18 protein-coding genes are annotated in these 18,692 nt (G+C 71.5%); 4 read left to right on the top strand and 14 right to left on the bottom strand.

The annotated features are described in order from the left end of the window. Nucleotides 1-6 precede the first annotated feature (6 nt). The 5 genes from BM109_RS20355 to BM109_RS20335 form a co-directional block, all read right to left on the bottom strand. Nucleotides 7-1,212 (bottom strand): acetyl-CoA acetyltransferase, encoded by a 1,206-nt coding sequence (locus BM109_RS20355; protein ID WP_093346284.1) that lies wholly within the window; start codon nucleotides 1,210-1,212, stop codon nucleotides 7-9. Next, complete coding sequence (locus BM109_RS20350) at nucleotides 1,193-2,665, bottom strand: 3-oxoacyl-[acyl-carrier-protein] synthase III C-terminal domain-containing protein (RefSeq protein WP_093346282.1); 1,473 nt, start codon at nucleotides 2,663-2,665, stop codon at nucleotides 1,193-1,195. The genes BM109_RS20355 and BM109_RS20350 overlap by 20 nt, the downstream gene beginning before the upstream one ends. After that, nucleotides 2,662-3,537 carry a MaoC/PaaZ C-terminal domain-containing protein gene (locus tag BM109_RS20345; RefSeq protein WP_093346279.1) on the bottom strand — a complete coding sequence of 292 codons (876 nt, stop codon included), beginning with the start codon at nucleotides 3,535-3,537 and terminating at the stop codon, nucleotides 2,662-2,664. Before BM109_RS20345 ends, BM109_RS20350 begins: the two co-directional genes overlap by 4 nt. Before the next feature lie 8 nt (nucleotides 3,538-3,545). Beyond that, nucleotides 3,546-4,463 carry an SDR family NAD(P)-dependent oxidoreductase gene (locus tag BM109_RS20340; RefSeq protein ID WP_093346277.1) on the bottom strand — a complete coding sequence of 306 codons (918 nt, stop codon included), beginning with the start codon at nucleotides 4,461-4,463 and terminating at the stop codon, nucleotides 3,546-3,548. Nucleotides 4,464-4,563: 100 nt separating this feature from the next. After that, entirely contained in the window at nucleotides 4,564-5,148 is a 585-nt protein-coding gene (locus BM109_RS20335) for a DUF2889 domain-containing protein (protein WP_093346274.1), read from the bottom strand. Nucleotides 5,149-5,289: 141 nt separating this feature from the next. On the opposite strand from BM109_RS20335, the gene BM109_RS20330 reads away from it, so the two are divergent. The 3 genes from BM109_RS20330 to BM109_RS20320 all read left to right on the top strand — a co-directional run bounded on the left by BM109_RS20330 (nucleotide 5,290) and on the right by BM109_RS20320 (nucleotide 8,192). Beyond that, entirely contained in the window at nucleotides 5,290-6,264 is a 975-nt protein-coding gene (locus BM109_RS20330; RefSeq protein ID WP_177239409.1) for a LysR family transcriptional regulator, read from the top strand. A 118-nt stretch (nucleotides 6,265-6,382) separates the two neighbouring features. Continuing rightward, the gene (locus tag BM109_RS20325) at nucleotides 6,383-7,366 is read left to right on the top strand and encodes a tripartite tricarboxylate transporter substrate binding protein (protein ID WP_093346269.1); all 984 of its coding nucleotides are present in this window, start codon (nucleotides 6,383-6,385) and stop codon (nucleotides 7,364-7,366) included. Next, the gene (locus tag BM109_RS20320; RefSeq protein ID WP_093346267.1) at nucleotides 7,353-8,192 is read left to right on the top strand and encodes an enoyl-CoA hydratase/isomerase family protein; all 840 of its coding nucleotides are present in this window, start codon (nucleotides 7,353-7,355) and stop codon (nucleotides 8,190-8,192) included. Before BM109_RS20325 ends, BM109_RS20320 begins: the two co-directional genes overlap by 14 nt. Here BM109_RS20320 and BM109_RS20315 read toward each other — a convergent pair. From BM109_RS20315 to BM109_RS20305, 3 genes are read right to left on the bottom strand one after another with little or no spacing between them, the layout of a single operon-like run. Continuing rightward, nucleotides 8,177-9,370 (bottom strand): CaiB/BaiF CoA transferase family protein, encoded by a 1,194-nt coding sequence (locus tag BM109_RS20315; protein ID WP_093346264.1) that lies wholly within the window; start codon nucleotides 9,368-9,370, stop codon nucleotides 8,177-8,179. The two genes, BM109_RS20320 and BM109_RS20315, sit on opposite strands and share 16 nt — an antisense overlap. A gap of 25 nt (nucleotides 9,371-9,395) precedes the next feature. Continuing rightward, the gene (locus BM109_RS20310) at nucleotides 9,396-10,415 is read right to left on the bottom strand and encodes an acyl-CoA dehydrogenase family protein (protein ID WP_093346261.1); all 1,020 of its coding nucleotides are present in this window, start codon (nucleotides 10,413-10,415) and stop codon (nucleotides 9,396-9,398) included. Between the two features lie 12 nt (nucleotides 10,416-10,427). Next, nucleotides 10,428-11,588, bottom strand: a complete 1,161-nt coding sequence (locus tag BM109_RS20305) for an acyl-CoA dehydrogenase family protein (protein WP_093346259.1) — start codon at nucleotides 11,586-11,588, stop codon at nucleotides 10,428-10,430. A 104-nt stretch (nucleotides 11,589-11,692) separates the two neighbouring features. Here BM109_RS20305 and BM109_RS20300 point away from each other — a divergent pair, with 104 nt between their 5' ends. Continuing rightward, nucleotides 11,693-12,601, top strand: a complete 909-nt coding sequence (locus tag BM109_RS20300; protein WP_093346256.1) for a LysR family transcriptional regulator — start codon at nucleotides 11,693-11,695, stop codon at nucleotides 12,599-12,601. On the opposite strand, the gene BM109_RS20295 is transcribed toward BM109_RS20300, so the two are convergent. The 6 genes from BM109_RS20295 to BM109_RS20270 are packed head-to-tail and all read right to left on the bottom strand — an operon-like array spanning nucleotide 12,589 to nucleotide 18,327. Next, complete coding sequence (locus BM109_RS20295) at nucleotides 12,589-13,560, bottom strand: Bug family tripartite tricarboxylate transporter substrate binding protein (protein WP_093346254.1); 972 nt, start codon at nucleotides 13,558-13,560, stop codon at nucleotides 12,589-12,591. The genes BM109_RS20300 and BM109_RS20295 overlap by 13 nt on opposite strands. Nucleotides 13,561-13,614: 54 nt before the next feature. Beyond that, nucleotides 13,615-14,604, bottom strand: coding sequence for a Bug family tripartite tricarboxylate transporter substrate binding protein (locus BM109_RS20290; protein ID WP_093346251.1), 990 nt, complete (start codon nucleotides 14,602-14,604; stop codon nucleotides 13,615-13,617). Nucleotides 14,605-14,606: 2 nt separating this feature from the next. Continuing rightward, nucleotides 14,607-15,440, bottom strand: a complete 834-nt coding sequence (locus tag BM109_RS20285; protein ID WP_093346249.1) for a crotonase/enoyl-CoA hydratase family protein — start codon at nucleotides 15,438-15,440, stop codon at nucleotides 14,607-14,609. A gap of 1 nt (nucleotide 15,441) precedes the next feature. After that, nucleotides 15,442-15,903, bottom strand: a complete 462-nt coding sequence (locus tag BM109_RS20280; protein WP_093346246.1) for a MaoC family dehydratase — start codon at nucleotides 15,901-15,903, stop codon at nucleotides 15,442-15,444. A gap of 30 nt (nucleotides 15,904-15,933) precedes the next feature. Then, a complete protein-coding gene (locus BM109_RS20275) occupies nucleotides 15,934-17,100 on the bottom strand; it encodes an acyl-CoA dehydrogenase family protein (protein WP_093346243.1) in 1,167 nt (388 codons plus the stop codon). Nucleotides 17,101-17,103: 3 nt separating this feature from the next. After that, nucleotides 17,104-18,327, bottom strand: a complete 1,224-nt coding sequence (locus tag BM109_RS20270; RefSeq protein WP_093346241.1) for a CaiB/BaiF CoA transferase family protein — start codon at nucleotides 18,325-18,327, stop codon at nucleotides 17,104-17,106. Nucleotides 18,328-18,692 lie beyond the last annotated feature (365 nt).

The raw sequence follows: 18,692 nt of genomic DNA, 5'->3' as shown, positions 1-18,692 counted from the left end.
GCCGCGTCAGGCGCCGTACTTGCCCAGCACCGACACGCTGCACACGTTCTGCCAGGGGAAGCCGCCCAGGTTGTGGATCACGCCGAGCGACGGGTCGTCGCTGCGCTGGCGGGCGCCGGCGCGGCCCTGCATCTGCAGGTACATCTCGTAGGCCATGCGCAGGCCCGTCGCGCCGATCGGATGGCCGAAGCACTTGAGGCCGCCGTCGATCTGGCAAGGCATGGTGCCATCGGCGTCGTAGAAGCCGTCGAGCACGTCGTGCGAGGCGCGGCCCTCGGGCGAGATGTGCATGTCCTCCATGGTCACCAGCTCGGTGATGGAGAAGCAGTCGTGCACCTCGAGCAGGTCGATCTGCTCGCGCGGGCGGCGGATGCCGGCTTCCTCGTAGGCGCGCGCCGAGGCCACGCGCGTGGTCTGGAAGTAGCTGCCGTCCCAGTCGTCGAACGAGGCCTCGCTGCCGCTGGAGACCGCGAGCTGCAGCGCCTTCAGCGCCACCAGGTCCTTCTTGCCCAGGCCGCGCGCGATGTCGGGCGTGGTCAGGATGGCGCAGGCCGCGCCGTCGGACACGCCGCAGCAGTCGTACAGGCCCAGCGGCTCGGCGATCATCGGCGAGTGGATGACGTCGTCCATGGTGATCGGGTTGCGCAGGTGGGCCTTGGGATTGCGGCCCGCGTTGGCATGGCTCTTCACCGACACGTGGGCGATCGCGCGCTTGAGGTCCTTCGCGTCGATGCGGTGCTTGGCGCGGTAGGCGCTGGCCAGCTGCGCGAACGAGCCGGGCGCGCTGATGTTGGGCCACACCATGTCGTTGAACGGGCCGCGCGGGCGCTGCGGCAGGCCGCCGTAGCCGGTGTCCTTGAGCTTCTCGATGCCGAAGGCCAGCGCGAAGTCGCAGGCGCCCGACGCCACCGCATAGGCCGCGCCGCGCAGTGCCTCCGAGCCCGAGGCGCAGAAGTTCTCCACGCGCGACACCGGGATGTTCGGCAGCCTCAAGGTCACGCCCAGCGGCACGCCGCCGCTGCCCAGGTGCTGGGTCTCGATGCCCATGCCGAGCCAGGCGGCCTGCAGCTGCTCCTTGCCGATGCCCGCGTCGGCCAGGCATTCGGTGAAGGCCTCCACCGCGAGGTTCTCGGCGCTGCAGTCCCAGCGCTCGCCGAAGCGCGAGCAGCCCATGCCGAGGATGACGACCTTGTCACGAATTCCCGTTGCCATGCGTGTTCTCCTGCGGACCTGCGACGGCCGCCTTCCAGAAATAGCGGACGTAGCCGCGGGCGGTGTCGACGGCCTTGATGCGGAAGCTCATGCGCATCGGCAGGCCGACGGCGAGCTGCTGCTCGTCCACGTCGGTGAAATCCATCATCAGCCGGCCTCCGCCCTCGAACTGCACCATGCCGTAGCAGGCCGGCGGGCTCGGCGAATAGGCCAGCCGGTCGGCGGTGTAGGTCATGACGCGCGCCGGCGTGTCGGCGAACGGCAGGTCCTGCTGGGTGCCGGTGGCGCCACAGGCCGGGTTGACGCAGATGTCGGTGCGCGGCCACTGCGCGGTGCCGCAGGCGCCGCAGCGGCCGCCGACGAAGCCGTGCACCGTCTTGCGGTGGCGGTACTCCACGCTCAGCGGCGTGAGCTTGTCGTTCTCGGCGCGCATGCCGCGCTCCAGCGGCAGCAGGTCGTTGAAGACCAGGAACTTCATGTAGTTGTGCTCGGCGCTGCCGCGCGCCAGCCAGCCCTGCGCGCCGGTGCGCGGCGACCGCGCGCGCAGCGCCTCGGTGGTGCGCAGCACCAGCACGTCCACGCCCTGGCCGAAGGCCACCAGCACCAGCACCTGGCCCGGTGCCGCCTCGCCCAGCGCATGCGCGAGCATCAGCAGCGGATGGGCCGCGCCGGCGTTGCCGACGCTCGCGGCGAGCGTGTCGTGCAGGCGCTCGGGGGCGATGCCCGCGAGCCTGGCCAGGCGCTGCGGCACGCCCTTGTGCGGCAGCGCGATGCACAGCCGGTCGACCTGCGCCGCGGTCAGCCCGGCCTGCGCGAGCGCATCCGCGATGGCCGGCGGCACCTGCCGCAGATGGCCTTCCTCGCGGATCCAGCGCTCCTCCCAGTAGGTGTCGGTGGCGGCGCCGGCACCGCGGTAGTGGTCGGCCATGTCGACCGTGCGGCTCACCAGGGCGAGCGGCTGCGCGATGACCTCGCCGTCGCCGACCAGCACCGCCGCGGCCGCATCGCCGTACAGCAGTTCCTGCGCGCTGGCCACCTTGGCCTTGCGCCGGTCGCTCGCGACCACCAGGGTGCGGCGGCCCGCGCCGCCGCGCAGGGCCTGCATCAGCGCCGAGGTGGCGCCGCGCTGCGAACCGGTGACGTCGATCGCGCCGACCTCCTCGCCGAGGTTCAGCGCCTGCGCGACGATGCTCGCGTTCAGGCGGCTCGCATAGGGCAGCGAGGTCGAGGCCAGCTGCAGGTCGTCGACCTTCGCCGCATCGAGCGCACCGAGGCAGTCGCGCGCGGCCTCCACCGCCATCGTGACCGCGTCCTCGTCGAAGTTGCACATGGCGCGTTCGCCCGCGCGGTGCGCCGCCAGCGATCCGTCGAACCAGGCGTTGGCGCGCACCACGGCCTCGCGCTGCAGGCGCAGCCGCGGAACGTAGGCACCGAAGGCCACGATGCCGTTCATCGCGGGCCTCCCGCGGCAGCGTCGATCACGGCCAGGCCATTGTTCAGCACCATGACCTGGCGCTCGAGCGCGGTCGCGCGAAAACGCACCTCGCCCTGCGAGCCCCAGATCTCGACGCGAATCGTCTCGCCCGGATACACCGGCGAGGTGAAGCGCGTGTCGATGCGCCGCAGCCGCTGCGGCACGTAGCCGCACAGCGTGCGCAGCAGCGCATGGCAGGCGATGCCGTAGGTGCACAGGCCGTGCAGGATCGGCCGCTCGAAACCGCCGATGCGCGCCACCTCGGGATCGGCATGCAGCGGATTCAGGTCGCCCGAGAGCCGGTACAGCAGCGCCTGCGAGGGCGAGGTCGGCAGGTCGCACACATGGTCGGGCGGCGTGTCGGGCACCTTGGCGGCCGTGGGCGAGGGGCCGCTCGCGCCGCCGAAGCCACCGTTGCCGCGCGCCATCACGGCCTGCTCCACCGTGGCCAGCAATTCCCCGTCGCTGTCCTCGAGCGTGCGCTCGACGAAGAACAGCGCCCCCACCTCGGGCCCCTTGTCGAGGATCGCCTTGACGCGCGTGCGCCCGATCACGGTGGCGGCCGGCGCGAGCGGCCGGTGCAGTTGCACCGACTGGCTGGCATGCAGCACCTTGCGCCAGTCGATGCCGGTGTCGGGCTCCTTCATCCAGAAGCCCGGGTAGCCGAGCACGGCGGCCTGGGTCGGCACGGCCTGCTGCCGTTCCTCGTAGACGAAAGGCAGCTCGCGCGCATCGAGCGGGTCGCGGCCGAAGCCCAGGCCCAGCGCGTAGAGGATCGAGTCCTTGGCGGTATAGCTCTGCGCCACCGGCGCGAAGCGGCGCTGCAGCAGCTTGTCGGGATCGAAGGCCATCGCGCGACTCACACCGGCGTCCATGCGAAGGCCTCGCGCGCGCTTTCCATCGGCACCAGACTCGATTGCATCGCGGGCATGGCGTGCTCGGCGATGCTCTCGACGGTCCAGCCCTCCGAGCGGTGCACGGTGCGCAGCGGCCGCGGCTGGCTGAACAGCATGATCTCGTTCTTGCGCACGCCGAAGATCTGGCCGCTCACCGCCGCGGCGAGGTCCGACAGCAGGTACACGACCATCGGCGCGATCTTGTCGGCCGTCATCTGCTTGAAGCGCTCGAGCCGGCGCTTCTGCTCCTCGGTCTCCGCGGGCAGGGTGCCGATCAGGCGGCTCCAGGCCCAGGGCGAGACGCAGTTGGAGCGCACGTGGCAGCGCGCCATCTCGAGCGCGATCGAGCGCGAGATGCCGACGATGCCGAGCTTGGCGGCCGAGTAGTTGGCCTGGCCGATGTTGCCGACCAGCCCCGCGGCCGAGGTCATGTGCACGTAGGCGCCCGACTGCTGCTCGCGGAACAGCATCGCGGCCGCGCGGCTCACGTGGTAGGTGCCCTGCAGGTGCACGTCGATCACCTGCTGCCAGTCGAGCGTGCTCATCTTGTGGAACATGCGGTCGCGCAGGATGCCCGCGTTGTTGACCACGCCGTCGAGCCGGCCGAAGTTGTCGATCGCGGCCTGCACCATGCGTGCCGCGGCGTCGGCATTCGACACGCTGTCGCCGTTGGCCACCGCCTTGCCGCCCTCGGCGCGGATCAGGTTCACCACCTCCGAGGCGGGATCGATCGTGCCCTCGCCTTCGCCGTCGGACGCGCCGCCGAGGTCGTTGACCACCACGCTCGCACCCTGCCGCGCCGCCAGCAGCGCGATCTCGCGTCCCACGCCCCGGCCCGCGCCGGTCACGAGCACGACCTTTCCTTCCAGAACTCCTGCCATTTCGTCTCCTGTGAATGTTCGATCCGGTTCAACAACGAACGGGATGCGTTCAATGTAGGCAGCGAGGCCGCGCGGCGTACCCACGCGATGCGGATGGCAGCTATGCAGGTTTGGCGAAGGCCGGCCAGCGCCCGCGCGCGACCTCGCCCTCGGCGCGCAGCGCGAAGCAGCTGTCGAGCAGCGGCGGCCGCGTGCGCGCCGCGCCTTCGGGGTCGCTCAGCAGGCGCGCGCGGCGCCGCTGCTCGAACACCGGGAACAGCGTCTGGAACGCGGTGGTGGCCACGGGACCGAGCAGCTCGGTCAGGTGCGTGCAGCCGGCCGCGCCGCCGAAGCGCTCCTTCACGCGCGAGGTGAAGCCGGGCCCGATCGAGAGGCCGACCAGCGCCTCGTAGGACGCTCCGATGTCCATGCACTCGACATTGGGCGCATGCTCGGTCCAGGCACGCGCCGCGACGATGCACAGGCCCTCGTCCACCGTGAGGCACAGGCCCATGCGGTGCATGAAGCGGCCCGCGGGCAGGCGCACGCGGCCGTCGTCGTGGTGCATCGGATGGGTCTTGACGTCGCTCATGCGCGCCTCGATGTCCCACAGGCCGTCGTCGCGCTCGTAGCCCTGGCAGAGCACTTCGCGCGTGTGGAGCAGGCGCCGCGCGGGCGAGGAGATGGAGGCGTCGGAAGTCGTCATCGCGCATGCGACGCGAACCGCCGCTCTAGGGTAAATACCCGGACTCTAGAACCCGCGAAGCGGTGCCGCAGCCCTGCACCGCGCATGCCTGCTATGTGAAAATTGCAGGCCGCAAGTCCTGCTGCCGGGAGGAGACAGAAAGTGAAGTTGCTGGTTCGCGCGGCCGACGATCTGAAGATCGAAAACGTCTCGGCCTTCGTCGCCACGGCCGAATCGGGCAGCTTCTCGCAAGCCGCCCTGCTGCGCGGATGCTCGCAGTCCATGCTGAGCCGGCGCGTGCTCGAGCTCGAGGAGCTGGTGGGCGGCCGGCTCTTCAACCGCACCGGCCGCGGCGTGCTGCTGACCGAGCTCGGCTCCTCGTTGCTGCCCGTGGCGCACGGCCTGCTCGACGGCGCCACCGGCTTCCTCGAGCTCGCCTCCTCCACCAACGAACAGCCCTCGGGCACGGTCGAGATCGCGCTGCCGCGCTGGGCCGCCGAAGGGCCGGTGTCGACGCTGGTGAACCACATCACCGAGCAGTTCCCGAAGATCCGGCTGGTGATCCACGAGAGCTACAGCCGCGACGTGATGGACCGGCTGGCCGCCGGCAAGCTCGACGTGGGCGTGTTCAACAGCTGCCATGCCGAGCCGCCCGCGCAGGCTCAGCTGCTGTTCTCCTCCGACCTGGTGCTGCTGGGCCGCCGCGACTCGCCGCTGATGCGCCAGCCCACGCTGCCGCTGTCGGCGCTCAGCGGCATTCCGCTCGTCATACCGCCGACGCCGAACCCGGTCGAGGCCGTGGTGCGCGAAATGGCCAAGGGCATGGATCTCGACCTGCGCGCCGACCTCGAGATCAACTCGGGCGCGATGATCCGCGACGTGGTGCGCCACAGCGGGCGCTACGCCATCATCCAGGTGCACCGCGTGGTCGACTACCTGTCGAAGGACGAGCGCGACCTCGCCAGCGCGCGCATCGTGAGCCCCGCGCTGACGCTGCACACCTTCTGCGCCACCGGCGCCAAGCACCGCATCAACCGCGCGAGCCTCGCGGTCGAGCGCTGCGTGGTGTCGGTGCTGCGCGACCACCACGAGCGCGTGCTGCGGCTGCTGCAGGCGCGCGAGACGCAGCCGGCCTGAGTACGCCCGGCGCGGCCCGGTGCCCGGATCGCGCATAGCTGATTGCCCCATTCCGCATGGCTTGCGCGGGGTCCTGTCGCTATCGTGGAACGCGACAAGAACCACAGGAGACAAGACCATGCCCAACGCCAGGATCGCGTGGATCGCGGCCGCCTTCGCCTGCGCCTCGCTGCTGACGGCGACGCCGCCGGCCCGCGCGCAGGCCGCCGACTATCCGTCGCGGCCGATCCGCTTCATCGTGCCCATCGGTCCCGGCAGCAGCGGCGACACCATGACCCGCACCTTCGCCGAGCACTTCCGCGAGGTCGCGGGCCAGCCCGCGGTGGTGGAGAACAAGCCCGGCGCCGACCTCACGCTCGGCACGCAGGCCGCGCTGAGCGCGCCGGCCGACGGCTACACGGTGGTGCTGGTGAGTCCGAGCGCGACCGTGATCAATCCGCTGTTCGTGAAGAACCTGCCCTACCGCCCCGAGGACCTGCTGCCGGTGCTCAACATGACGCGCCACGTGGCCGTGCTCATCACCTCGCCCGACTCGCGCTACAAGAGCCTGGCCGACGTGGTCGCCGCCGCGCGGCGCGACAAGGGCGGCGTCAGCCTCGGCACCTACGGCAACACCTACCGCCTGGGCGCGCTCGACCTCGGCCAGCGCGCCGGCATCGCGTTCAACCACGTGCCCTACAAGGGCGCCTCGCAGGCGGTGACCGACGTGGTCGGCGGCGCGGTCGACCTCGCGCTGATGGACATCGCGGGCGCCGCGCCGCTGGTGAACGCGGGCAAGGTGCGTGCGCTGGCCGTGGCGGGCGCCACGCGCCATCCGCTGCTGCCCGCGGTGGCCACGGTGCAAGAGGCCGGCTATCCGGGCTACACGCTCTACACCTTCATCGGCTTCGCGATCCATGCCAAGACGCCGGCGCCGGTGGCGCGCAAGCTCGAGGAGATGATGCGCAAGGTGATGGCCGACCCGGCCGTGCGCGCGCAGCTCGCGCAGCAGAGCGGCGGCGAGGTGGTGGGCACCGGCCGCAAGGAATTCACGCAGCTGATCGCCGACGAGGCGGTGCGCTACCGCGAACTCGCGAAGCTGGTCGGCGATGAGATCCGCTGACACCCCCGAGGGCGCGGCGCCCCTGGAGCGCACGCTGCGCGAATCGTGCCTGCGCGTGCGCGACGGCATCGCCGAGCTCTCGCACCAGCGGCCCGCGGTGCGCAACGTGATGTCGCTCGAACTGCGCGCCGACTACATCGAGGTGCTCGAGCTGGTCGAGCGCACGCCCGCAGTGCGCGTGCTGATCCTCACCGGCTCGGGCGGCAGCTTCTGCGCCGGCGGCGACGTGAAGGCCATGCTGTCGCGCGCCAGCGAACCCGGCGTGGCGGCCGCCACGCGCCAGCGCCTGCTGGCGGTGCACCGCGGCTGGCTCGACCGGCTACGCTCGCTCGACGTGCCGGTGATCGCGGCGGTCGACGGCGCCGCCTACGGCGCGGGCCTGTCGCTGTCGCTGATGGCCGACTTCGTGCTCGCCTCCACGCGCGCCGATTTCTGCTGCGCCTTCGCGCGCATCGGCGCGGTGCCCGACTTCGGCGCCTTCTACATGCTGCCGCGGCTGCTCGGCCTGGCGCGCGCGAAGGAGCTCGCGATGACGGCGCGCCGCTTCGGCGCCGAGGAGGCCCGGGCCATGGGCATGGTGCACGCGGTGCATGCGCCGGAAGACCTGCTGCCCGCAGCGCATGCGCTGGCCGCGCGGCTGGCACGGGGTCCGCGCGAGGCACTCGGCATGATCAAGAGCTCGCTCAACCGCAGCTTCGATGTCGACTACCAGACCATGGGCGAGATCGAGGCGCACCAGCAGGCGGTGGCGCTGACCACGGCCTTCCATGCCGAGGCCGCGGCGCGCTTCGCGAACCGCCAGCCACCGCTCTACGACTGGGGCTGAGCGGGCGCGGCGCCCATCACGCCCATCACGCCCGCACGGCGCCAGGCCTCGATGCGCGCCGGCGCGAGCCAGCCTTCGAGGCCGTCGTCGCTCGGCGCTTGCGGCGCGGTGGGCCGGCCCGAGGGCGTGCGGCTGAAGCGCGGCGCCGGTGCCGGTTGCGTCACGCCCTCGATCTCGACGAAGCTGCCGCGCGCCTGCAGGTGCGGATGCGCGGGCGCCTCGCCGAAGGACAGCACCGGCGCGAAGCAGACGTCGCTGCCCTCGAGCAGCTCGCACCAGGCCTGGCGCGTGCGCGTGCGAAAGGCCGCGGCGAAGACGCCGCGCGCGCGCGGCCAGTCGCGCGGATCGAGCTGCGTGCCGACGGCCTCGGGCGCGATGCCCAGCCGCTGCAGCAGCTCGGCATGGAAGCGCGCCTCGATCGGGCCGATCGAGATCCACAGGCCGTCGGCGCATTCGTAGACCTCGTAGAAGGGCGCGCCCGAATCGAGCACGTTGCTGCCGCGCTCGTCGCGCCACTGGCCGGCCGCGCGCATGCCGAAGAAGGCCGTGGCCATGTGAGACACGCCGTCGACCACCGCGGCATCGACCACCTGGCCGCGACCGGAACTCCGCGCCTCGATGATGCCGGCCAGCACGCCCATCGCCAGATAGAGCGCGCCGCCGCCGAAGTCGCCGACCACCGCCAGCGGGATCGACGGGGGCTGGTCCTTGCGGCCGATGGCATGCAGCACGCCGGTCAGCGCGATGTAGTTGAGGTCGTGCCCCGCGGCCTGCGCCAGCGGCCCGTCCTGGCCCCAGCCCGTGATGCGGCCGTAGACCAGGCGCGGGTTGCGCGCCAGGCAGGCCTCGGGCCCGAGGCCCAGCCGTTCGGTGACGCCGGGGCGGAAGCCCTCGATCAGCGCATCGGCGCCTTCGATCAGCTCGAGCACCAGCGCCACCGCCTCGGGGTTCTTGAGATCGAGCGCGATCGAGCGGCGGTTGCGCATCAGCAGGTTGTATTGCAGCGGCCGCTTCACGCCGAGGTCGGCCGGCGTCTGCCGATCGATGCGCAGCACCTCGGCGCCCATGTCGGCGAGCAGCATCGCGCCCATCGGGCCCGGGCCGATGCCCGCGAGTTCGATCACCTTCACGCCGGCGAGCGGACCCTGGCGGGTCGGGGGAGAAGTCGGTTCGGTCATTCGCGCTTTCGGGTCGTTGGATGGTTCAGTCGTGCACCGCTGCCGCCAGCCGCAGCCGGACGGCATCGAGCAAGCCCTCGGGCCGTGCCAGCACGGCTTCGCCGAGCAGGCGCGCGCACTGCGCCTCGGTGCCCGGTGCCTGGCGCCATTCGTGCAGGCGCCGCGTGTAGAAGCCCAGCACATGCTCCTCGGTGATGCCGATGGCGCCGAACACGGCATGCGCGATGGCCGCGACACCGCGCGCGGCCTCGCAGGCGCGCAGCTTGGCGACGGCGGCCAGCAACGCATCGGGCTGCCAGCCCTCGGCACTGCAGCCCAGGCGCGCGGCCAGCGTGGCCGAATGCGCCTGCTCGGCCAGCACCGCGAGCTCCTGCTGGATGGCCTGGAACTGCGCGATCGGGCGGCCGAACTGCCGGCGGTCCTGCGCATAGGCCGTGGTGAGTTCCAGCACGCGCGCCATCGCGCCCGCCATGCCCGCGGCATGCAGCGCATTGCACAGCGCCGTGGCATCGGCATCGCCCCTCTCGAAGCGCGCCACGGCGAGCGCGGGCGTGTCCCAGTGCAGGGTGGCCGAAACCAGCGGGCGCCAGGCACCGGGCTGCATCACGGCGCGTTCGCGCGGCAGCAGCAGCCAGTGGTCTTGCCAGCCGACCAGCACCCATTGCGCCAGCGCACCGCCGGGCACGTCGCGGCAGACGATGGCATCGCCTTCGTGCGCCGCCGCCGGTGCGATGACGATCGGCCCGTCGTCGCCCGCTTCGCGCTGGCCGGCCGCGGCCAGCAGGGCGCGCGCCACGGCGGTCTCGGCGAACGGCAGCGCGAGCCCCGCGCGGCCCGCGGCGAAGGCCGGCGCGAACAGCTCGCGCAGCGACAGGCCCGCGCCGCCCCGCGCCTCGGGCAGCAGTGCGTCGGTGAAGCCGAGGCCGTCGATGGCCCGCCACAGCGCCTCGGCGGAAGCCCCCGCCTCGATGGCGCGCAGCGTGTCGTCGGTGCACAGGTCGGCCAGCGGACGCTCGAAGTCGTCGAGCAGCATGTCGTCGTTCATCTCGTTCTCCTCCTACCGAACGCCCAGGCCGCGCGCGATGATGCCGCGCATGATCTGGCGCGTGCCGCCGCGCAGCGAGAAGCTCGGCGCCAGTTGCGTCACATAGGCCAGCGTCTGCCGCAACCCATCGGAGGGCGCGGGATGCCCGGGCGCATCGAAGGCCTCCTCGATCCAGCCCGGCAGGGCCTGCTCGAACTCGGTGCCCAGGTCTTTCACGAGCGCGGCCTCGAAGGCCGGATCGAGGCCCTGCCCCAGCTGCCGCGCCACGCTCAGCGACATCGCGCGCAGCACCGCCATGCGTCCGGCGATGCGCCCGGCCACGGCCAGCGCGCCGTCCGGCACCCTCGGCGCGCGGCGCAGCTCCGCCAGCCAGGCCTCGGCCAGCACCAGGCTCGAATGGATGCGCTCGGGTCCGCTGCGTTCGAAGGCCAGCTCGGCCGTCACCTGCTGCCAGCCCGCGCCTTCCTCGCCGACCAGCGCATCGGCCGGCAGCTCGACGTCCTCGAACAGCACCTCGCAGAAATGGCCATCGCCGCTGAGGTCGCGGATCGGCCGCACCGTGATGCCCGGCAGCGAGAGGTCGATCAGCAGCTGCGACAGGCCCCGGTGCCGGTCCTCGGGCGCGCCCGAGGTTCGCACCAGCGCGCACAGGTAGTGGGCCCGGTGCGCATTGGTCGTCCAGATCTTGCGCCCGTTCAGGCGCCAGCCGCCACCAGCCGTGGGCACCGCGCGCGAACGCACGCCCGCGAGGTCGGAGCCGGTGTCGGGCTCGCTCATGCCGATGCTCATGAAGAGCTCGCCGCGCACGATGCGCGGAATGAAGAAGGCGCGCTGCGCGGGCGTGCCGTAGCGCAGGATCAGCGGCGCGGTCTGGCGGTCGGCGATCCAGTGGGCCGAGACCGGCGCGCCGGCCGCGAGCAGTTCCTCGAGCAGCACGAAGCGCGCGAAGCTGCTGCGCCCGCCGCCGCCATAGGCCGTCGGCAGCGTGAGGCCGATCCAGCCGCGCGCGCCGAGGGCACGGCTGAAGTCGGCATCGAAGCCCATCCACGAGCGCGCGCGCACGGCATCGGGCACGCCCTGCAGCGCCGAGCGCAGGAAGTCGCGCACCGGGGCGCGCAGCGCCTCGTCCTCGGCCGGGATCGCGGCGAGCGCGAAGGATTGCAACGGGTTCATCGGGACGCCCTCCTCGAGATGGCATGGGGTTTTGCCCCGCTGCGCGGAGCGCGCGCGGTCGACATAATCGGCGGGCTGCCGCCATCACCGAGACATTCACATCCATGGAGCTTCGCCAGCTGCGGCAGGTCCTCGTCCTGTCCGAAACGCTCAACTTCCATCGCGCGGCCGAACGGCTGCACATGGCGCAACCGCCGCTGTCGACATCGATCAAGAAGCTCGAGGAAGAGCTCGGCGTGCTGCTGTTCGAGCGCCTGTCGACCGGGCTGCAGCTCACGCCCGCGGGCGAGGCCGTGCTGCAGAACGCCAAGCGCGCGCTGTTCTATGCCGACGAGATCCGCCGCGCCGCGCGCGAAGGCATGGCCGGCGAGCAGGGGCTGCTGCGCATCGGCTTCGTCGGCTCGGCCACCTACTCGCTGATGCCGCAGATCGTTCGCGGCTTCCATCGCCAGTACCCGCGCGTCGACCTGGTGATCGAGGAATCGACCACCACCGAGCTGCTGCGCCGCATCGAGGACCATTCGCTCGACATCGCGCTGGTGCGCCACCCGGTGCTGTCGCCCACCACCGCGCTGCTCACGGTGCTGCAGCTCGATCACCTGGTGCTCGCGGTGAGCGCCGACTCGGCGCTCGCGCAGCGCGGCAAGGTCGCCATCGCCGATCTCGCGGCCGAGCCCTTCATCGCCTACTCGCGCACCCTCGTTCCCGCCATGCACGTGCTGACGATGCAGGTGTTCCAGGATGCCGGCGTGCGGCCGCGCATCGCGCAGGAGGCGGTGCAGGTCCAGACCATCCTCGGCCTGGTGGAGAGCGGGCTCGGCGTGGCGCTGGTGCCGGCCGTGGTGCAGCGCTACGCCAGCAACGGCGTGCGCCTGCTGCCGCTGACCGACATGCCCTCGAAGTACACCGTGGGCATCGCGATGGCGACGCTGGCCGACGCGCTCACGCCGGCCGCGCGCAATTTCATTGCGGTCGCGCATGCTGCCGTCCAGCCGCTGGCTCAATCTTCGTAGCCGATGTTGGCGCTGCGCACGACGCGCCGGGCGCGTTCGATCTCGGCACGCTGGAACTCGGCGAAGGGCTGCGGCGCGCCGTAGAACACGGTGCCGCCCTGCGCCGCGATGAAGGCCTTGGCGTCGTCGCCCTCCATCAGTTCCTTGATCGCCTGCGACATGCGCGCGAGCACCGGCGGCGGCACGTTGGCCGGGAAGAACACCCCGGTCCAGGCATAGGACTCGTAGCCGGCGGTGCCGCTCTCGCTCACGGTCGGCACCTCGGGCAGTTCCTTGATGCGTTCGCCGGCCGCGACCGCGAGCGCGCGCACCCGGCCGCCGCGCACCAGCGGCATCACGGCGCTGACCTCGGCCATCGTGTAGTCGATGTTGCCGCCGGCCAGGTCGGTCATGGCGGCCGAGGTGCCCCTGTAGGGCACGGCCGTGGCCTTGATCTGGTTGCGTTCGTGCAGCAGTTCGAGCGCGACCCGGTAGGTGGCGGTGCCGCTGCCGAAGTTGAGCTTGCCCGGTGCCTGGCGCGCCGCGGCCACCAGGTCCTGCAGGGTCTTGAAGGGCGAATTGGCCGGCACCACCAGCACCATCGGGAAGCGTGCGATGCGCGCGAGCGGCTGGAAGTCCTTCACCGCGTCGTAGGGCAATTGCCGGAACACGGCCACGTTGGTCACCATCGGCGAGTTGCTGGCCACGAACAGGGTGTAGCCGTCGGGCGGCGAGGCCGCCACGGCGCGCGCGGCGATGAAGCTGTCGGCACCGGGGCGGTTGTCGACCAGGAAGGGCTGGCCGAACTTCTCGCTCAGGTGCCGCGCGAGAAAGCGCGCGGTGGTGTCGGCGCCGCTGCCCGGCGGCAGCGAGACGATCAGCTTCACGGGCTTGTCGGGATAGTCGGCCGCGGCCAGGGTGGCGGCGCAGCCGAGCAGCAGCGCCAGCAGCCAGCGCGGGAGGAAGCGGGGGATGGTCATGTCTCGAAGTCCTTGTCGTTGTTGTCGCGGGTATCAGGGGCATGGTGCCCGTGTTCACTCGGGCTCGATGCGCGCGGCCTGCACGGCCCCGGCCCAGCGCTGCAGTTCCGCGCGCAGGTAGCTGCCGAACTGGGCCGGCGTGGAGGCCTGCAGCAGCACGCCCTGCGGTTCGAACTGGCCGCGCAGCGCCGGATCGGCCACCGCGCGGTTGACCGCCTCGTTGAGCGCCTGCACGACGGCCGGCGGCGTGCCCGTCGGCACCAGCAGGCCATGCCAGGTCGGTGCATCGAAGCCCGGGATCAGCGATTCGCCGAGCGCGGGCACGCCCGGCAGCACCGCCACGCGCGACTTGCCGGCCACCGCCAGCGCGCGCACCCGGCCATCGCGGATGAAGGGCAGTGACGAGTTCACGGCATCGAGCAGGAACTGCGTCTGCCCGCTCATCAGATCGGCCATGGCCGGCGCCGTGCCCTTGTAGGGCACGTGCACCGCGTCGAGCTGCAGCGCCTGCAGGAACAGCGCCACGCCCAGGTGCGTGACATTGCCCTGCCCGCCCGAGCCGTAGCTGAGCCGCCCCGGGTTGGCGCGCATGTAGCGCACGAACTCCTCGACGTTGCCGACCGGCAGCTTCGGGCTGGCCATCAGCACGGTCGGGATCAGCGCCGGCAGCGCCACGGGAACGAGGTCGCGCAAGGTGTCGTAGGGCAGGCGCCGGTGCAGCGCGGGGCTGATCGCCAGGCCCGAGGAGTGATAGAGCACGGTGTAGCCGTCGGGTGCCGAGCGCGCGACGAACTCGGTCGCGATGTTGCCGCTGGCGCCGGTGCGGTTGTCGACCACCACCGGCTGCCCGAGCAGCTGCGCCAGCCGAAAGCCGATGGCGCGCGCCACCACGTCGGTGGGCCCGCCGGCCGCATAGGGCAGCACGAGCCGGATCGGCTTCTGCGGCCAGGCGTTGGGCTCGCCGGCCGCGCGCGCGGCCTGCATCAGCGGCGAGATGGCGAGCGCGCCAGCGGTGTGCAGCAGGTGGCGTCGTTGCATGGGCATGGTCATTTCCCCGGTTCGATGGATGCGGATGCGGATGCGCGCGCGGCGGAACGGGCCTCGGCCGCCGCGACGAAGGCGTCGAGCGCGGACTCGTGCGCCGCCGTGTGATGGGCCAGGGCCTGGAAGCCGGCCGACATCTCGAGCACGGTGTCGAGCCGCGACTGCTGCGCCTCGCGCAGCAGCCGTTTGGTCATGCGCAAGGCATGCGGCGGGTTGGCGGCGATGCGGCGCGCGAGCCCGAGCGCCGTGGGCAGCAGCGCCTCGGGCTCGACCACCTCGGACACCAGCCCCCATTGCAGCGCCTGCGCGGCATCGATGGCCTCGCCGGTGAAGGCCATCTCGCAGGCGCGCGACATGCCGATGGCGCGCGGCAGCAGCCAGGCGCCACCATCGCCCGGGATCAGGCCGAGCTTGACGAAGCTCTCGGCGAACACGGCATGGCGCGACGCGATGCGGATGTCGCACATGCAGGCCAGGTCGTTGCCCGCGCCATGGGCCGGGCCGTTGACGGCGGCGATGGTCGGCACCTCGAGATTGCACAGCGCCAGCGGCAGGCGCTGGATGCCGTCGCGGTAGGCATAGCGGCTGTGCGCCGGCTCGCCGAGGCCGCTGCCCACGCTGTCGCGCAGGGTCTTCAGGTTGCCGCCCGAAGAGAAGGCAGGGCCCGCACCGGTCAGCACCAGCACGCGCACCGACAGGTCGCGGTTCACGGCCTCGCACAGCGCGAGCAGGGCCTCGATGGCATCGGGGTCGGACAGCGCGTTGCGCGTCTGCGGTCGGTTCATGGTCACGATGGCGATCGCGCCCTCGCGTTCGACCTGGAGGAAGTCCTGCATCTCAGTCCTTCCCGCCGTCGCGCATGCGCATCATGCGCAGCGGCGTGTAGCTCAATACGGCCTTGCCGTGCTGGTTGTGCACGACGTTGCGCGTGCGCACCAGGCCGCGGCCGGACTTGGAGGTGGCCCGCTGCTCTATCACCTCGCATTCGACATGAATGGTGTCGCCCACGAAGGTCGGCGCCGCGATGTCGAGTTCGGCATGCAGGAACGCGAGCCCCGTGCCCTGCATCGACGGCGTGATCAGGCCCTCGGCGAAGGCGTAGACCAGCGCGCCCGGCACCACCCGGCCCGGGATCGCCATGTGCGTGCGGTCGCTGGTGTCGGTGAACAGTTCCTCGTGGAGCCAGCTCAGGTTGATGAAGCTCACGAGGTCGGCCTCGGTCACGGTGCGCGCGCGCGAGCGGAAGCGCGTGCCGAGGGGCAGGTCGTCGAAATGAAAGCCGGTGTTCAGCTGGATCAAGGAGGCACTCCGTTCGGATCAGTACGAGGATCAGTACGATTTGGGCAGGCCGAGCACCTTCTCGGCGATGAAGCACAGGATCAGCTGCGGGCTGATCGGCGCGATGCGCGGGATCAGCGATTCGCGCAGGTAGCGTTCGACGTGGTATTCCTTCGCGTAGCCATAGCCGCCGTGCGTCATCACCGCGGTCTCGCAGGCCTTGTAGCCGGCCTCGGCCGCCAGGTACTTGGCGGCGTTGGCCTCGGCGCCGCAGGGCTCGCCGCGGTCGAAACGCTCGGCCGCATGGAACACCATGAGGTTGGCCGCCTCCAGCGCCATCCAGCACTGGGCCAGCGGATGCTGGATCGCCTGGTTCTGGCCGATGGGCCGGTCGAACACGATGCGCTCGCGCGCGTACTGCGTGGCGCGCGCCAGCGCCGCGCGGCCCAGCCCCACCGCTTCGGCGCCGACCAGGATGCGTTCGGCATTCATGCCGTGCAGGATGTAGTGGAAGCCGCGGCCCTCCTCGCCGATGCGGTCCTCCACCGGCACCCGCAGCCCGTCGATGAAGACCTGGTTGGTGTCCACCGCCTTGCGGCCCATCTTGTCGATCTCGCGGGTCTCGACGCAGGCGCGGTCGATGGTGGTGTAGAACAGGCTCAGGCCCTCGCTGCGGCTCTTGACCTGCTCGAGCGGCGTGGTGCGCGCCAGCAGCAGCATCTTCTCGACGCTGCTCGCGGTGGAGATGAAGGTCTTGGTGCCGTGCACGCGGTAGTGGTCGCCCTCGCGCTGCGCGCGCGTCTTCAGCTGCGTGGTGTTGAGCCCGGTGTCGGGCTCGGTCACCGCGAAGCAGGCGCGCTCCTCGCCCGCGATCAGCGGCGGCAGCATGCGCTGCTTCTGCGCCTCGGTGCCGAAGGCGACCACCGGGTTCAGCCCGAAGATGTTCATGTGCACGGCCGAGGCGCCGCTCATGCCCGCGCCCGACTCCGCGATCGCCTGCATCATCACCGCGGCCTCCGCGATGCCCAGGCCCGAGCCGCCGTAGGCCTGCGGAATGCAGATGCCCAGCCAGCCTTCCTGCGCGAGCGCGCGGTGCAGCTCGACGGGGAAGCCACCCACGCGGTCCTTCTCGAGCCAGTAGTCGGCATCGAAGCGCGCGCAGGTCCTGAGGATCGCCTCGCGGATCTCGCGATGCCCGGGGGAGAGTTCCAGCGCCATGGCTCAGCCCGCTTCGGTGCAGGTTTCGGCCGGCAGCAGGGTCGCGCCCTGCGCCGCCATCGCCGCGATCTGCGCCGCGCTGTAGCCGGCCTCGGCCAGCACCTCGGCGCTGTGCTCGCCGAGCCGCGGCGCGTGACGCGACACCGAAGGCGGCGAGCCCGACCAGCGCGTCGGGATCGCCATCGAGCGCATGCGCCCCTCGCTCGGGTGTTCCACCGTCTCGAAGAAACCCACGGCCGCCAGGTGCGGGTCGTCCATCAGCGATTCCAGCGTGTGCATCGGCATCACCGGGATGTCGGCGGCCTCGAGCAGCGCCGTCCATTCGGCCGAGGTGCGCGTGCGCATCGCCTCGCCCACGAGCTGGTAGAGCTCGCCGATGTGCTCGGTGCGCGCACCGATCGAGCTGAAGCGCGGGTCGTCCTCCATCGCCTGCGCGCGGCCGATCAGGCCGAAGAAGGTCTTCCACTGCTTGTCGTTGTAGATCAGCACGCACAGGTGGCCGTCGCGCGTGGCGTAGGGCCGGCGCTGCTCGTTGAGCAGGCGTGCGTAGCCGGCCGGGCCCAGCGGCGGCTCGAAGGTCTGACCGCCCATGTGGTCGCCGAGCACGAACTGCGCCATGGTCTCGAACATCGGCACGTCGATGGCCTGCCCGCGGCCCGTGCGCTCGCGGTGGAACAGCCCGGCCGACACCGCGTTGGCGGCGCTCATGCCGACGATGCGGTCGACCATTGCGCTCGGCACGTAGCGCGGCACCGGCGCGCCCGCGCGCACGCCCAGCGTGGGGATCGCCACCGCGCCCTGGATCAGGTCGTCGTAGGCCGGCTTGGCCGCATAGGGCCCGTCCTGCCCGTAGCCGTACACGCCCACGTACAGGATCCGCGGGTTGACCGCCGCGACCTCGGCATGGCCGAGCCCGAGCCGCGCCATGGCCTGCGGCCGCACGTTGTAGATCAGCACGTCGGCCTCGGCCGCGAGCCGCAGCAGCGCCTCGCGGCCGGCGGGCTGCTTGAGGTCGAGCACCACGCTGCGCTTGCTGCGGTTGGCATGCAGGAAGATGCCGCCCATGCCGGCATGGCGCGCGGGGCCGATGCCGCGCACCGTGTCGCCGCCGGGCGGCTCGATCTTGATCACGTCCGCGCCGAGGTCGCCGAGGATCTGGGTCGCGTACGGCCCCATCAGCACCGACGTCATGTCGACGATGCGCACCCCCTCGAGCGGGCCGCTCATCGGCCGGCCTCCGGGGCGGTTCGTTCATCGGTGCGCAAGGAAGCGCGGGTGCGCGCAGGCGCCGGGCTGGTCTCCATGGAATCCCCTTTTCGTCGTTGGGACGATGCTAGGGAGATGGAGGGCGGGCGTGAAATACCGTGTCTGTGTCGGGCGATACGTTCGGTGTATCGGGTTGCGCGGGATGCGAAGCCACGTTTCCCGGCACGGCTGGCTCTTCCGTCGCCAGCCTCTGGCGCATGCGCCAGTTCCACGAGGCCTGCACGACACCGGAGTTTCTCGCACAGCTTGTGCGAGAAAGCGAGCGCCCAACACAACGTCCTCGTGGCACCAGGGCATCGACGACCGCGGCGCCAAGCGCGCTGAGC

The organism is Variovorax sp. PDC80 (genome assembly GCF_900115375.1).
GTDB lineage: Bacteria > Pseudomonadota > Gammaproteobacteria > Burkholderiales > Burkholderiaceae_C > Variovorax.
Note: the sequence above shows the minus strand (reverse complement) of the source record. Positions and strands in the feature narration are given on the sequence as shown.

Coding starts and splice junctions, on each gene's coding strand:
- BM109_RS20305 (WP_093346259.1), bottom strand. CDS start 11,588: ATGAACCCGTTGCAATCCTTCGCGCTCGCCGCGATCCCGGCCGAGGAC.
- BM109_RS20345 (WP_093346279.1), bottom strand. CDS start 3,537: ATGGCCTTCGATCCCGACAAGCTGCTGCAGCGCCGCTTCGCGCCGGTG.
- BM109_RS20350 (WP_093346282.1), bottom strand. CDS start 2,665: ATGAACGGCATCGTGGCCTTCGGTGCCTACGTTCCGCGGCTGCGCCTG.
- BM109_RS20290 (WP_093346251.1), bottom strand. CDS start 14,604: ATGCCCATGCAACGACGCCACCTGCTGCACACCGCTGGCGCGCTCGCC.
- BM109_RS20355 (WP_093346284.1), bottom strand. CDS start 1,212: ATGGCAACGGGAATTCGTGACAAGGTCGTCATCCTCGGCATGGGCTGC.
- BM109_RS20270 (WP_093346241.1), bottom strand. CDS start 18,327: ATGAGCGGCCCGCTCGAGGGGGTGCGCATCGTCGACATGACGTCGGTG.
- BM109_RS20310 (WP_093346261.1), bottom strand. CDS start 10,415: ATGAACGACGACATGCTGCTCGACGACTTCGAGCGTCCGCTGGCCGAC.
- BM109_RS20320 (WP_093346267.1), top strand. CDS start 7,353: ATGAGATCCGCTGACACCCCCGAGGGCGCGGCGCCCCTGGAGCGCACG.
- BM109_RS20285 (WP_093346249.1), bottom strand. CDS start 15,440: ATGCAGGACTTCCTCCAGGTCGAACGCGAGGGCGCGATCGCCATCGTG.
- BM109_RS20335 (WP_093346274.1), bottom strand. CDS start 5,148: ATGACGACTTCCGACGCCTCCATCTCCTCGCCCGCGCGGCGCCTGCTC.
- BM109_RS20325 (WP_093346269.1), top strand. CDS start 6,383: ATGCCCAACGCCAGGATCGCGTGGATCGCGGCCGCCTTCGCCTGCGCC.
- BM109_RS20340 (WP_093346277.1), bottom strand. CDS start 4,463: ATGGCAGGAGTTCTGGAAGGAAAGGTCGTGCTCGTGACCGGCGCGGGC.
- BM109_RS20275 (WP_093346243.1), bottom strand. CDS start 17,100: ATGGCGCTGGAACTCTCCCCCGGGCATCGCGAGATCCGCGAGGCGATC.
- BM109_RS20315 (WP_093346264.1), bottom strand. CDS start 9,370: ATGACCGAACCGACTTCTCCCCCGACCCGCCAGGGTCCGCTCGCCGGC.
- BM109_RS20295 (WP_093346254.1), bottom strand. CDS start 13,560: ATGACCATCCCCCGCTTCCTCCCGCGCTGGCTGCTGGCGCTGCTGCTC.
- BM109_RS20300 (WP_093346256.1), top strand. CDS start 11,693: ATGGAGCTTCGCCAGCTGCGGCAGGTCCTCGTCCTGTCCGAAACGCTC.